The following is a 13,555-nucleotide window of genomic DNA, read 5'->3' as shown; positions in this document are numbered from 1 at the left end:
CATGGAGGTTTGCCCCCGCCGCATCCGGTCGGCCGATCCCCGGCCGATTCCAGTGGCGACATAGCGATCCGACGAACAGGGCAACATTGGTGATATGACAATCTACTATGTGAACTCAGCGACTGGCTCCGACCGCAACGGCGGGACGGACCAGAAATCGGCTTTTGCGACTTTGTCCAAAGTGGAATCCTTGGGGCTAAAACCTGGAGACAGCGTGCTTCTTGCCAAGGGAAGCGTGTTCAACGAGCAGTTCGATATCAAACATTCCGGCACCGAGACCGCGCCGATCAAGATCGGCAGCTACGGGACGGGGGCCGCACCCGTCATCCACAGTGGCGGCGACGGCATTCATAGTCTTTATGCCTCCAACATCGTCATCGAGAACCTCAAAATATCGAATACCGGCGGTGCGGCTATCTATGGCGGTGATGTCACCAATTGGACGGTCCGCAATGTCGAGATCGCCAAGTCCGGAATGTCGCAAGACGCCGGTGCCGTCACCTTCAGGAACAGCAAGAACGTCACGATCGAAGACAGCAAGATATCCGATGTCAAAGGCGACGGCTTCTGGATCGAAAAGGTCGCTGTCGTCAAACTTCTCAACAATACCGTCACCAGCGCGAACGGCTCGACCGCCGATGCCATGCAGGTCAACGACAGCAGCAATGTTCTGATCAAGGGCAATCATCTCGACCAGACCCATGCCGACAGCCCGAAGGGCGTGATCGTGCTGGTGCGAGCGACCGACGCCGTGGTCGAGGACAATGTGCTGACCGGCGGCGGCTTCGGCATCAGCGCGCTTGCGGGCAAAACCGTCGCCATCCGCGACAACGACATATCGGGATATCACGGTTACAGCTGGTCCTTCGCCGTCGGCCTCGGCGATCAGGGTAGTGCGCGAGATTACGACATATCGGGCAACCATATTCACGACGGCGCCTGGGGCGTGGCCGTCAGCGGAGCCACCGGCAGCAACTATAGCCTGACGAATATCAAGGTCCACGACAACGTCTTCGACGACCTCACCCAGGCGGCGCTGAAGGTCGACAGGCCGGCATCCGGCTCCTTCACCAACAATACCATCGAGACCGGCGTCAAGGCCACCAGCATATCGCCCGCCATCATCGACGCGCACACCTTTTCCGTCAGCAACAACCACACGGTCGCAAATGTCGAGACGACGCTTGCAAGCACCGAGACCAAGGCTGCCGCAACGACGGAGCCGGCCGTGGATTCAGCGGTTGTCGCCGTCCATGACAACCTGAAGATCCTGACCGATGCGGATGCTGCCCGTCATGGCAATCTCCTTGAAAACGACAGCTCGGACAATGATACGCTGGTGCTTCGCCGCTTCGGGGACGAAACCGTCGGCAAGCACGGCTTGACGGTGACCGGCGAATACGGCGTCATTCACGTGGATCAGGAAGGCAACTATGCCTATACACTCGATGACACGAAGCTTCCCGACCATGGCGATCATAACGGATACGTGAGCGAGTCCTTCAGTTACGGGACCGACGATGGCACCTCGCATCATGGCGATGCGAACACGCTGACCGTCTTCATCCATGCGGATGGCGTGCTGAGCTAAGGGGAAGCCGGAAGCGACGCAGAGCTCGCCTCCCAATGCTCTCCGTTGGACGAGTGCTGAAAGCGCTCGTCCAACTTGACTGTGTCTCGAAAAGAGACGTGCCGAACGGGCGGCATCTTCATGCGGCCCGGTCGCATCGACCCGCGTTGCGGAACGGCACAGTCAGTACTGTTCATTCACCTTTCGGTAGATATTTCATTGCTTATCTTCGCGTAAGTTGCGATCATTGAGGTGTACCAACGTCGGCGCCTTCCCGGACAAGGGCGGGCCCGCGGGCCTGCCAGCCGCCGCCTTGGTCATAGGGCCTTTCGATATGGCCTGTATTCGCCGCCTCCAAAAGATCCATCGCAGCCAACCCCCAACAGCTGCGAAATCATCAGAAAAATGGCGATATGACAGTTTACTATGTGAATTCAGCGACAGGATCCAACAGCAACGCCGGAACGAGCGAGGCTTCGCCTTTTGCGACGTTTTGGGCGGTAGAAAATTTGAAGCTGCAGCCCGGCGACAGCGTGCTGCTTGCCGCCGGAAGCGTGTTCAACGACCAGCTAGACCTCAAATATTCGGGCACCGCCAGCGCCCCGATCACGATCGGCAGCTATGGGGTCGGCGACGCCCCCGTCATCCATAGCCCCGGCGACGGCATTCACAGCCTCTACGCCTCGAACATCGTCATCGAGAATATCAAGATTTCGGACACGTCAGGTGCGGCCATCTATGGCGGCTATGTTTCAAACTGGACGATCAACAATGTCGAGATCGATCACACCGGATTGTCCAAGACCGGTTCCGTCACCTTCCGGACCGGCTCGAACATTACCATTGAAAACAGCACCATCAACGATGTGAACGGTGACGGCATCTGGATCGAAAAGTTCAATGGGGTCACGCTCCTCAACAATACCGTCACCAACGCCCATGGCACCACGGCGGATGCCGTCCAGATCAATGACAGCAGCAACATCCTGATCAGCGGCAATAGTCTCGACCAGACAGGTGCGGTGACACCCAAGGGCGTGCTGACGATCGTGCGGGCCGTGGATGCTGTTATCGAAGATAATACAATCAGCGGCGGCGGCTTCGGTATCAGCGCGCAAGCAGGCACGAACATTGCCATCCACGACAACGATATCTCGGGCTATGGCGGCTATAGCTGGTCCTACGCCATCGGTCTCGGCGACCAGGGCAACACGAGCGACTACGATATATCAGGCAACTACATCCATGACGGCGTGTGGGGCGTTGTGGTGAGCTCAGCCGGCACTACCAGTTACGTTCGCGAAGATATCGATATCCACAACAACGTTTTCGACGACCTGTCGCAGGCGGCGCTGAAGGTCGACAGGCCTGCATCAGGGGCTTTCCACGACAATGTCATCGCCAGCGATGTCACGCCATACAGCATATCGCCGGCCATCATCGCCGCGAACACCTTTCCCGCCAGCAACAATACGACGATCGAGGAGGCCGACGCCCTGTTGGTGAGCCTTGATAGTCACGTTGCCGGTGATGCAACGCATACGGACGCTGCCCCGATCATTGTCGCGGTTCATGACAGCTTGACAATCTCAGCCGACACGGATGGTGCCCATCATGGCAATCTCCTCGAAAACGACAGTTCGGCTAATGGGATCCTGCTGCTCCGCCGCTTCGAGGGCGAGGTCGTCGGCAAGAACGGTCTGACGCTCACCGGGCAATACGGCACCATCCATGTCGATGACCATGGCGACTACAGCTACACGGTCGATGCGACGAAGCTCGCCGGGCTCAGCGGAGACGTCAGCGAGACTTTCCATTACAAGATTTCGGATGGGGCTGCGCATCATTTCGATACGGATACGCTGAGCATTTCCATCGATGTGGATGGCGTGCTGATCTGACAGGATCGGCAGCAAACTCATCGGCCGCCGAGCAGGATCCTGGTGACGTCGATTTCGATTTCGGCGCAGATGATCTCGTATTCGGTGACGATCGCCGGGTCGGCCGACCTATCCTTGCGCATGCGATCAAGAACGGCGCAGGCCTCGCCATAGGCGCCGCACAGTTCGTAAAGATGGGGCTGGCGCGCCGCGGCCGCTCTGATCGTGGCCCGCGTCGCGGGCAGCCTCATCATCAACCTGGCCAGTCCCTGTTCGGCTACTGGCCGGGGGATGTGTGCGACGCCTTCTTTCCGGACCATGCCATCGACCCTCGTTGCCTATATTGCGCTGTTGAGAGTTAGTACGCAGGAATGCTGCATCTGGTTTCATGCCGGATGCAAAGTCGCCCTTGAAATTTCGATGATGGAGGCAGTCGGCAAGGCCAGCCGCCGGCGATGGCTTTCTCCTGCGCGATTGGCTTACGAAGAAGAGAGGCCGATCGTGATGGTGGCGGAAAGCACGCCGCCGTCTAGCTTCTCGAAATCGAACATGTGATCGGCGGCATCCTCCGGGAAAAGGCCGTCCGCTTCATTGCGGGTATCGCGGGGAGGGCGTCCAAGATAGTCCGGATGCTCGCCATAAATGATGTCGCTCAGCGCATCGTCGAAATAGATTTGGCTGACGAGAAGTTCTTTGCCTTCGACGAGGATGCGGCAGTGAACATGCGGCGTGCGGCCCCTGTACCATCCGGGATAGGCCGTCAGGAAGCTTGCCTGCCCCTCCGCATCGGTCAGCTGGCGCCCGCGAAAGGCCAGCCCGCTGATTGCCTCGGCGTCGCCGAGCGTAAACATGTCGGCCGCCTCGCGGCCGGAATAGAAGCCACGATGATCGGTATGCCAGATTTCGATGTCGGCATTGTCGACCGGCCGGCAATCGGCGGCATGGACGATGCGGACGGCCAGCCGCAGGGGCAGTCCGGCCTTTCCTTCCGAGACGTCCTGACGGGCCGGAATATTGTTGACATGGCAGGGGCCAAGCGTCTGGGCTGATGTCACGAGGCAATTCGGACGGCTGCGGAAGAGCGGCGCAGGCAGCTTTTCCAATGCGACCGACTTTGTGCCGCCGCTCAGGAAATCTGTTCCCTTCCAGTCGAAAGTCCTGGCGGCAACGGTGATATGCCGCCGTGGCCAGATCGCTGCCGCAGCCACGGTGGAAGCGACAATGGTCGCACCTGCGAGCACCAGCGTCCGCCTTTTCATGGACCTTCCTTTGCCTCAGGACGCCTGATGTAAGGAGGATGCGCAGGAAACTCCAATTAAATCCAGGTAATGATCGATGGCGGCGCGAGCTGAGGTCTTGATCCCGGGGAGAATTCTAAAGCGCGGCGCGTCTTTTCAGATGCGCAAGGTCGCTGTAATTCTTGCCAGCACATATTCACATTCGTTGCTGAGCCAGGGCAGGGAACATGGAACCAACCCCTTTATTCGAGCTTGTCATCGCGATGTTTCTCGCGATCATCGCGCTGCACTATGCCGCCCACAGGCTTGGACTGCCGCCGTCGGTCGCACTGCTGACCGGTGGCGCCTTGCTGGCGTTCGTGCCGGGGTTGCCGGCAATAGAAGTCGATCCCGAGCTGGTGCTGGTCATATTCCTGCCGCCGCTGCTGATGGATGGCGCCTGGTCCATCGCGCTGGCGCGGCTGCGGCGCCATATGATCGGCATCGCCTCGCTCGCCGTCGGCGCGGTGTTATTCACGTGCGCCGTCGTGGCCATTGTCGCCCATCTTATCTTTCCGTCACTCCCCTGGGCCGCCTGCGCGGCACTGGGCGCGATCGTTGCGCCGCCGGACGCGGTTTCAGCGCGCGCCGTGCTGGAGCGCGTCAGGCTGCCACGGCGGCTGCAAATTCTGCTGGAAGGCGAAAGCCTGCTCAATGATGCGAGCGGTCTGGTTCTTTTCCGGTTTGCCGTTGCCGCCGCCGCAACAGGCGCCTTCAGCGCGGGGGAAGCGGTTGGCAACTTCTTCGTGCTGGCGCTGGGCGGCGCCATCGTCGGCATCGTGGTCGGAGCGGCATGGGTCAAACTCATCCGGCATCTCGGCGACGACTATCTGATCATCGCGGCCACCGTGCTGCTCGGCTGGATTTCCTACCTGTTTGGCGAACTGCTGCATGTTTCCGGGGTCATCGCCACCGTGACCACCGGCCTGATCGCTTCCTGGCACCAGCACACGGTGTTTTCAGCGGCCACACGCATGCGCGGCACGTCGTTCTGGACGGTGATGATCTTTCTGATGGAAGCAGCGGTCTTTACATTGATCGGGCTGTCACTCCGCGACGTCGTCGAACGCGGCGGCGGTTTTACCACCGTGATCGCGACAATGGGGCTGCCGATGCTCGCAGTCCTCGTGACACTCGTCGTCGCGCGTTTTGCCTGGGTGTTCGCCTCCGATCTCGTCATCAAGTCATGTGCGGCGCTGGGGTTCACGCGGACCCGGCCGCTCGGGGCAGGCGGTGCGACCGTTCTGAGCTGGGCGGGCGTGCGCGGAGTGGTCACGCTCGCCTTGGCGCTGAGCCTGCCCGAGGGGTTCCCCGGCCGTGACTTCATCCTCGCCACGTCCTTTGCCGTCATTCTCGGGACCGTTCTCGTGCAGGGCACGACATTGGGGCGGGTGATTGCGTGGGCGCGGCTGGCGCCGGAGACGGAAAGAGCGCGCCTGACAATGAGCCAGGCCGAAGCCGCCATGGCGCAGGTGCAGCTCGGGACCGTGCAAAACCTGGCTTATGACGCAGAGGGAGAGCTCATCCACCCGCAATTGCTGGAGCGCTATCAGCGCAGGGCGACAGCGATCGTCGACTATGCCGAGAGAACCGAGCACTACGTGCCGATGCTCCATGCTCATTTCGACGTCGTTCTCGAAGCGGTTGCGACAGGACGCCGGGAGCTCATTCGCCTCCACCGCGCCGGTGACATCGATGACGAGACGTTGGACGAGCTGGAACGTGATCTCGATCTCGAGGAGTTGAGCGCGATTTCGGCCAAGGCCTGACGGGCAACTCTCTTCCCCGGCGTCCACTTCTAGATGGCAATCTGTTCGCCGAGTTCGACGACGCGGTTTGACGGCAGGTTGAAGTAATCGGAGGGATCGATGGCCAAGCCTTCCAACCCCATGAATATGCGTTCCTGCCAGCCGGGCAGGCCGGTGTTCGGCGTCCTGACGAGGTTTCTGCGACCGAGATAGAAGGAGGTCTTCATGATTTCGAACTTGAAACCTCCTTCTCTGCACAGAGCCAGCGCCCTTGTGACGTCAGGATCGTCCATGAAACCGAAGCTGATATCAAGGCGCACGAAGCGCGGCGAGAGCTGGCTGATCTTGATACGGCGGCTGTCGGGGACATAAGGTTCGTCTTCGGTCCAGACGGTCAGGATGACGTTCTGTTCGTGAAGCACGTGGTTGTGCTTGAGATTGTGGAGCAGAACATTCGGCGTCCGATCCGGGACGCTGGTCAGGAAGACTGCCGTTCCCGGAACGGTGACCGGCGAATGCTCCGACTTGCGCTCGATCGACCTGATGAAGGAATCGAGCGGGATCTCGTTGTTGGCCCGCACTCTCTTGAGGTAGGTCTGCCCTCTGGTCCACGTCCACATCAGCATCATGATCGCCAGCGCAAGGGCGACCGGAACCCAGCCGCCATCGTAGATCTTCAGCAGATTGGCCGCCAGGAACATGACTTCGATGGTGAAGAGCGGCAGCAGCCAGGCGGCGGCGAGCAGCAGGGAGTAGCCCCAGACGACCCGAAGGAACTGGAAGACCAGCATGGTCGAGATGACCATGGTTCCGGTTACCGAAATGCCGTAGGCCGTCGCCAGCGACTCGGAGTCGCCGAACGAAAAGATCAGCATCAAGACGCCGACCAGCAGGAGAAGATTGACCGCCGGCACGTAGATCTGGCCGGTGTTGGTCTCCGAGGTGAACTTGATCCTGAGCCGCGGCAGGAAGCCGAGGTGAACCGCCGAGCGGGACAGCGAAAATGCGCCCGTTATCACCGCCTGGCTGGCGATGATCGTTGCCATCGTCGCCAGGAGAACCATAGGCAGCAAGGCCCAATCGGGATACATCAGAAAGAACGGGTTGCCGGCCGTTTCGGGATGGGCGAGAACCAGCGCCCCTTGGCCGAGGTAGTTCAACAGCAGCGCCGGAAAGACGAGCACGAACCATGCCATCTGGATCGGGCGGCGGCCGAAATGTCCGAGATCGGCATAGAGCGCTTCGCAGCCGGTGACAGTCAGAAAGACGGCGCCGAGCACGATGAGGCCGACGCTGCCGGCATGGGTGAGGAACAGGAATGCATTGGCTGGATTGAGGGCCTCCAGAATCCTCCAGTCATCACCGATATGGATCAGACCGCCCGCCGCCATGGCCAGGAACCACAACACCGTGATCGGGCCGAAAAACGTCGAGACGGCAGCAGTTCCCCTCGACTGGACGGCAAAGAGAATGATCATGATCGCGGCCGACGCCAGCGGAACGTATTCTGCAAAGGCCGGTGTGACGAGCTTCAGGCCTTCCAGCGCCGACATGACCGACAGAGCGGGCGTGATCATCGCATCGCCGATGAAGAGAGCCGCTCCGATCAGACCGGCGAAGAAGAGCACGGGGACGTTCCGTCCCATCTTCTTCATCAGGAGGGCGAGAAGCGAGAGCGCGCCGCCTTCGCCGTCATTGTCCGCCCTGAGAAGAAAAAGCACATATTTGAAGGTCACAATGATGGTCAGCGTCCAGACCATCAGCGAAATGAGACCCACGACCTCGGCCTCGTGCACGCCATCGGCGGCAAAGGGCCTCAGCGCCTCGCGAAATGCATAGAGCGGGCTGGTGCCGATATCGCCGTAGACGACGCCGACCGCGCCGACGACCAGTCCGACAAAGCCCCTTCGGCTGGCACCTTCACCCCTGTTGTCTGCATGTGTCGACGTCATGATTCCCCGCTCATGCCACTTGGCCATGAACACAAACATATGCCGCATTGCAGAACGGCAAGTAAATTGATGTGGGTGCGAATTTTTTGTGAGAGGGAGAGGCGGCAGAGGCGGGCACCATCCACTCGTGACGTCACAAGCCGTCAGGCCGGCGACCACCTCCGGCGAACCGCCAACCCGCGTCAAACGACGGGCGGCACCGGCATGCTGACAGAAACTGTCAGCAACGGTGTGAGACAACCGGGAGCCGCGGATTTGGGCCAGTCGCCATTTCGTTGGAATGTCCGGCTTTGCCGCTCGGATATCTGGGCTTCAACCCCGCCGCAATCGGAGCAAGTCCCGAGATGAAGCCGCATCATCGCATTTTCTTCATTCAATTTGCCGTGGCCGTTTCCCTCGGCGCGTTCCTTTCGCGGCTGCCCGACCTGCAGCGCAAGTTCGGCCTTGCTGAAGGAGAACTAGGCCTTTTGCTCGCAGTCTTGTCGTTAGGTGTTCTCTGCGGGCTGACGTTCGCGGTGAGATCCATCGAGCGGCTCGGTGCGCGCACGACCGCCTTTGTCACTGTCTTCGGCGCTTCGCTGTTTTTGGCGCTGATCCCGTGGATGCCTTCAGCTCCGCTGGCCGTGCCGTTGTTCTTCATTGCTGGCATTTTCACCGGGGCATTCGAGATCAACGCCAATATCGAAACCGATCGCCATGAGGCGTTGCTCGGATACCGCATCATGAGCCGGGCTCACGGCATGTGGAGCCTCGGCTTCTGCCTCACCGCCCTGGTTGCCGCCGGCATGCGGCAGGTGGCCGTCTCCATCGAACTGCATACCTTCATCATCCTCATCATTGTCTTGATTGCGGGGTCGATCGTTTTCTCCGGGATCGAGAATGCGCCCAAACGGCGCGACGCACACCCCGGACATGCGCCGCTTTTCGCCTTTCCCACCATCGGGCTGCTGCCCCTTTGCCTCGTCGGCGCAGGTCCTCTTCTTGCCGAAGGCGCAAGCGTCGATTGGTCGGCGATCTATATGCGGGACGTATTTGCCGTCGAACCATTCGTCGGCGGGCTCGGCGTGACCATCTTCTCCTTGCTGATCGCCATCGGGCGGCTCGGCATGGACCCTGTCATCGACCGCTTCAATCCACGCCCGGTCGCATTAACTCTTCTTGGGATCACGGCCATCGGTGTCGCGATGGTGGCGACGGCCACGCATCCTGTCGTCGCGCTCGCAGGTTTTGGCCTGACGGGGCTCGGCTGCTCATCGGTCTATCCGCTTGCCATCTCGGCCGCGGCCCGACGCACGGATCGACCCGCGCCGGTCAGCGTTGCAGCACTCGGGCAGACGACGTTTCTCGTGTTTTTCGCCGGACCGCCGCTGCTCGGCTTCGTCGCCGAACATGTCGGCATCCGCTTTTCGTATTGGGCGATGGTCCCTGTTCTTGCCGCGGCACTTCTGGTCACCAGGGCGCTTGCCGCGAATCCTGCCTCGGTCATGGGCCAGCCCACGGTGCAACCCCACGGTTAACTCACGGCGCCGGCTATCCGGTGTTCGGAACGTCCATGTCCGCGATCGGCAGGGGGCAGGACCTCCGGTTTTCACCAATGAAGGGCGGCGAGCGCTATGTATTTCCCCTCATGGCTAAGTATTACTAGGGGCTATCGGAAATATAGCTCGTATAGGTGATGGCCTAGGCCGCGCAGTGCTGTCAACTCTTTGGCGAATGATCTTGTTGCTCAATCACTTGCGACTGCGGTCGGTGTGAAACCGGTTCCAATGGGTGAAACTCCAACACTTCTGGCTTGTAAACCCGGTATTTGCAGGATTTGCATTGGTCGTGCCCGGCTGCAAGAAGGCTCGTCTGTGGTGGCCCGGCGCCTTGTTTTGGGCCAATTTTCACCAGCAAAATGCCAGTATTAGTTGTTTCTAAATCACGCCATAATTGGCATCTACGTTGCCGCGCCTGTTTTATTCTTCGCCACATTTCGGAATTTGAGCGTTTATACAAAACAATGGTGGGTAACTATGAAGGTTATTCTCGTCATCGTCCTCACGGCGCTTGCCGTGCCCTGTGAGGCGGACATGCTGGGCACGGCATCGAAGTACAAAAGCATGCACGAGCGCTCCATCTCCTTCCTCAGCGTCAATCCCCGCAGGGTGTCGTGGTGCGGAGCGTTCCTGGCCTTTATCGCCAAGCGATCGTCGCGGGAGCCGCCGCCCAATCCGAACATGGCAGCGTCCTGGAGGAAGTTCGGCAAGCCGGTGTTCTTCCGCGCCGCCAGGCGAGGGGATGTCGTGGTGATCCGCAACGGCAAGCGCTTTCATGTGAGCCTTTTCGATCACATCGATCAGCGCCGTCAGTACGTCTACCTGTTCGGCGGCAATCAATCCAACCGGGTGCAGCTGTCCAGGTACCGCGCCAGTTCGGTCGTCGCAGTGCGACGATGATGCCGGTTCGTCTGAGGTGAAGCCGAGTTCGTCAGCGCGCTGAGGAACGTCCTTCCAAACCTCGATGACGCGAATTTAAAGCTTGCGCGCCCTGATATGCAGGAAGATCGGTGCGATGCGGGTGTCGGCGACGACAGGCTCGGCCTGCGCCACCTCCGACGACGCCATCGGCTCGCCGAAGGCCTCGATCGTCAGCCTCGCTTCGACGATCATCGAAACCCAGGTCGACAGCGTCCGGTGGAAGCGCGGGATGGAAAAGGGGGGCAGCTTTGCCCGCTCCGCCTCGGGGATAGAGGAAAAGATCCAGCGCTCGATCCGGCCGTCGCTCTCGTCGAAATAATCGGCGATCTCCACCGCGATCGGTTCGCCCGCTTCATTGCGGATATTGCGGCGCGTCGGCGGCACGAAACAAGGGTGGAGGATCGAAAACTGCAGGAAGCCGCCGGGTTTCAGAATGCGGTGGATGCCGTTCAGGACCTGGCGCTGATCGGCCATGTCCATCATCGACATGAAAGCGGTTACGAAATCGAAAGTCGCTGCCGGGAAGTCGATGCTCTGGCCATCGCCAAGCACGTAGCCGATGCCGAGCGGCGCCTGTGTCTCGGTCTCGCGGGCATGGCGAATGAAGGTCGGCGCGATGTCGAGGCCGGTCATACGGGCGCCGAGACGGGCGACGGCGCGGGTATTCGAGCCTTCGCCGCAGCCGAGGTCGAGCCCGGCAAGTCCGGCGACCGGTGGCAGCATATCGAGAAAGGCCGGCGTATTCAGCGCGTCGCGATATTTGTCGTAGCCCGCGCGGCTATAGATCGTCCAGTTCTCGGCATTGCTCTCCCAATGAGCGGCGACATCATTGGCGTTCATGGCTCATCCTCCTTGCGCGATCGGAACGGACGCGGAGCTATAATCGCTGCCTGTGGCAATGGGATGACGGGCGCGAATCGATGCCGGCAATACAGCCAGCCCGCCCATATAAGTGTTGGCATTTCATTGGCCGTGTCCACTGGGGACCCTGTCAGCCGGGACCCTGTCAGTTGGCGCGCTGTCCACGCTGCTAACGCTCCGGTAAGCCGCAATGATGCTGTGGGCGGCCAGTTCCGCCTGATCCGATGTCGTCTGGAAATTGGTGACGGAGAGGCGCAACACGTCGCGGCCGCGCCATTTGGCGCCGCCGGCGAAGATCAGGCCGTCCGCCTGGATCTTTTCGATCGTCTTTCGGGTCAGCGCATCGCCTTCTTCGTCCGGACGGCCGGCTCCGAAGCGGATGACGAGTTGGTTCAGCGTGACCTCGTTCAGAATGGCGATGCCGGGCTCGCGGGCGAGCAGATCAGCCGCCAGTCGTGCCGAGGCGCAGCACTGGTCGATGAGGGCGGCCATGCCTTCGCGGCCGAGATGTTTCAGCATCGCCCAGGTGGCAAAGCCGCGCGCCCTTCTTGATAGCTCCGGCACATAATGGGAGGGATCGCGTTCGCCTACGCCGGCGAGCGGCAGATAGCTTGCGGCGATCGTCATGGCGCGGCGATGGGCGAGTTCGCTGCGGACGATCGCATAGCCGCAATCATAGGGTGTCTGTAGCCATTTGTGGCCGTCGGTCGCCCAGCTGTCGGCGGCTTCGATGCCGCGGCTGAGATGGCTGGTCTTCACCGACGCCTGCGCCCAAAGGCCGAAGGCGCCGTCGATATGCACCCAGGCGCCTTTCGTTTTAAGCAGCGGGATCATCGCGGCGAAGTCGTCAAAAGCGCCGGTATTGATCTGACCCGCCTGGAGAATGGCGATGACGGGACCCGAGACCGTATCGAGCGTGCCCGCCAGCGCGGCCGGGTCTATCCGTCCCACCGGATCGGTGCGGACGCGCAGCAAGCGATCATGGCCGAGGCCGAGGAATTGCAGCGCAGAGAACACCGTCGTGTGGGCGTCGTCACCGATCAGCACGGTGATTTCGGGCGCGCCGAACAGCCCCTTGGCATCGGCATCCCAGCCGACTTGGCGCAGCACCTCGCCGCGGGCGGCGGCAAGGCAGGTGAAATTCGCGACCGTCGCGCCGGTCACGAAGCCGACCGAGCTTTCGGCTGGCAGCTTCAGGAGATCGAGAAGCCATCTCGCAGCGACGGTCTCGACGGCGGCCGCAGCCGGAGCGGCGACATGGTTTCCGGCATTCTGGCCCCAGGCGCTGGTGAGGAAATCGGCCGCGACGCCGACAGGATGGGAGCCGCCGATGACCCAGCCAAAGAAGCGTGGGCCGGTGGTTGCATGCAGCCCGGGTTCGGCGCCATCTGCGAGCCGCCTGATGACATCCAGCATCTGTGATCCGGCCATTGGCAGCGGCTCGCCGAAGGCGGCAAGCGAGGTGGCGTAATCGTGGCTGGGCATGTGGCGGGCGGGTGTCGCCTGCCGAAACCCGGCCGCAAGCCGGGCGGCTTCCTGAAACAGAGATGCAATGGCCGACATGCAGATCCCCCTGCCGACCCCGAAGGCGTACCCTCGAAACCAGGCTGCCGGCACCATGCAATCTAGCCTATATCACCGGCATTGTCTTGGCGAACCCTCGCCAATGACGCCAGCCTATTACAAGCAGCCGCGCGGGCGTCTCGCCTTTACCGGGATTCTTAAGATAAATCGAGCAGTGCGGGAGTTGTTTCCTTGATCCTTCCAATAACTACCTTGTCATAAGCTGGAAATTTCTGGAATGCTTA

Annotated in this window: 10 protein-coding genes; 5 read left to right on the top strand and 5 right to left on the bottom strand. The window is 60.8% G+C overall.

Annotated features, from left to right (window positions below):
- The first annotated feature begins 94 nt into the window (after window positions 1–94).
- Window positions 95–1,591, top strand: coding sequence for a right-handed parallel beta-helix repeat-containing protein (locus ATY29_RS11990; RefSeq protein WP_097532800.1), 1,497 nt, complete (start codon window positions 95–97; stop codon window positions 1,589–1,591).
- Window positions 1,592–1,983: 392 nt separating this feature from the next.
- Complete coding sequence (locus tag ATY29_RS11985) at window positions 1,984–3,471, top strand: right-handed parallel beta-helix repeat-containing protein (protein ID WP_003564490.1); 1,488 nt, start codon at window positions 1,984–1,986, stop codon at window positions 3,469–3,471.
- Between the two features lie 17 nt (window positions 3,472–3,488).
- On the opposite strand, the gene ATY29_RS11980 is transcribed toward ATY29_RS11985, so the two are convergent.
- Both ATY29_RS11980 and ATY29_RS11975 read right to left on the bottom strand, forming a co-directional pair.
- Window positions 3,489–3,770 (bottom strand): hypothetical protein, encoded by a 282-nt coding sequence (locus ATY29_RS11980; protein ID WP_003564489.1) that lies wholly within the window; start codon window positions 3,768–3,770, stop codon window positions 3,489–3,491.
- Window positions 3,771–3,929: 159 nt separating this feature from the next.
- Window positions 3,930–4,709 (bottom strand): dioxygenase family protein, encoded by a 780-nt coding sequence (locus ATY29_RS11975; protein WP_097532799.1) that lies wholly within the window; start codon window positions 4,707–4,709, stop codon window positions 3,930–3,932.
- A 206-nt stretch (window positions 4,710–4,915) separates the two neighbouring features.
- Between ATY29_RS11975 and ATY29_RS11970 the strand changes: the two genes are divergently transcribed.
- On the top strand, window positions 4,916–6,496 hold the full coding sequence (locus tag ATY29_RS11970) for a Na+/H+ antiporter (protein ID WP_003564485.1): 1,581 nt from the start codon (window positions 4,916–4,918) through the stop codon (window positions 6,494–6,496).
- 29 nt (window positions 6,497–6,525) lie between these two features.
- Here ATY29_RS11970 and ATY29_RS11965 read toward each other — a convergent pair whose 3' ends face one another.
- A complete protein-coding gene (locus ATY29_RS11965) occupies window positions 6,526–8,427 on the bottom strand; it encodes a potassium transporter Kup (RefSeq protein WP_097532835.1) in 1,902 nt (633 codons plus the stop codon).
- 344 nt (window positions 8,428–8,771) lie between these two features.
- Here ATY29_RS11965 and ATY29_RS11960 point away from each other — a divergent pair, with 344 nt between their 5' ends.
- Complete coding sequence (locus ATY29_RS11960; protein WP_097532798.1) at window positions 8,772–9,944, top strand: MFS transporter; 1,173 nt, start codon at window positions 8,772–8,774, stop codon at window positions 9,942–9,944.
- Between the two features lie 498 nt (window positions 9,945–10,442).
- Window positions 10,443–10,865, top strand: coding sequence for a TIGR02594 family protein (locus tag ATY29_RS11955; RefSeq protein WP_003564477.1), 423 nt, complete (start codon window positions 10,443–10,445; stop codon window positions 10,863–10,865).
- Window positions 10,866–10,940: 75 nt separating this feature from the next.
- Here the strand turns inward: ATY29_RS11955 and ATY29_RS11950 are convergent, their stop codons facing one another.
- The gene (locus ATY29_RS11950; RefSeq protein WP_003564475.1) at window positions 10,941–11,726 is read right to left on the bottom strand and encodes a class I SAM-dependent methyltransferase; all 786 of its coding nucleotides are present in this window, start codon (window positions 11,724–11,726) and stop codon (window positions 10,941–10,943) included.
- Window positions 11,727–11,849: 123 nt separating this feature from the next.
- Window positions 11,850–13,310, bottom strand: a complete 1,461-nt coding sequence (locus ATY29_RS11945; RefSeq protein ID WP_244597393.1) for a pyridoxal phosphate-dependent decarboxylase family protein — start codon at window positions 13,308–13,310, stop codon at window positions 11,850–11,852.
- Between the last annotated feature and the right edge of the window lie 245 nt (window positions 13,311–13,555).

The sequence above is a fragment of the Rhizobium hidalgonense genome (genome assembly GCF_002914525.1).
GTDB classification, from domain to species: domain Bacteria; phylum Pseudomonadota; class Alphaproteobacteria; order Rhizobiales; family Rhizobiaceae; genus Rhizobium; species Rhizobium hidalgonense.
This window is presented reverse-complemented; position numbering and strand designations above follow the sequence as displayed.

What these genes read in the sequence shown, in the direction of transcription:
- ATY29_RS11985 (WP_003564490.1), top strand. Translation starts at nt 1,984, where the DNA reads ATGACAGTTTACTATGTGAATTCAGCGACAGGATCCAACAGCAACGCC.
- ATY29_RS11945 (WP_244597393.1), bottom strand. Translation starts at nt 13,310, where the DNA reads ATGTCGGCCATTGCATCTCTGTTTCAGGAAGCCGCCCGGCTTGCGGCC.
- ATY29_RS11955 (WP_003564477.1), top strand. Translation starts at nt 10,443, where the DNA reads ATGAAGGTTATTCTCGTCATCGTCCTCACGGCGCTTGCCGTGCCCTGT.
- ATY29_RS11960 (WP_097532798.1), top strand. Translation starts at nt 8,772, where the DNA reads ATGAAGCCGCATCATCGCATTTTCTTCATTCAATTTGCCGTGGCCGTT.
- ATY29_RS11980 (WP_003564489.1), bottom strand. Translation starts at nt 3,770, where the DNA reads ATGGTCCGGAAAGAAGGCGTCGCACACATCCCCCGGCCAGTAGCCGAA.
- ATY29_RS11990 (WP_097532800.1), top strand. Translation starts at nt 95, where the DNA reads ATGACAATCTACTATGTGAACTCAGCGACTGGCTCCGACCGCAACGGC.
- ATY29_RS11970 (WP_003564485.1), top strand. Translation starts at nt 4,916, where the DNA reads ATGGAACCAACCCCTTTATTCGAGCTTGTCATCGCGATGTTTCTCGCG.
- ATY29_RS11965 (WP_097532835.1), bottom strand. Translation starts at nt 8,427, where the DNA reads ATGACGTCGACACATGCAGACAACAGGGGTGAAGGTGCCAGCCGAAGG.
- ATY29_RS11975 (WP_097532799.1), bottom strand. Translation starts at nt 4,709, where the DNA reads ATGAAAAGGCGGACGCTGGTGCTCGCAGGTGCGACCATTGTCGCTTCC.
- ATY29_RS11950 (WP_003564475.1), bottom strand. Translation starts at nt 11,726, where the DNA reads ATGAACGCCAATGATGTCGCCGCTCATTGGGAGAGCAATGCCGAGAAC.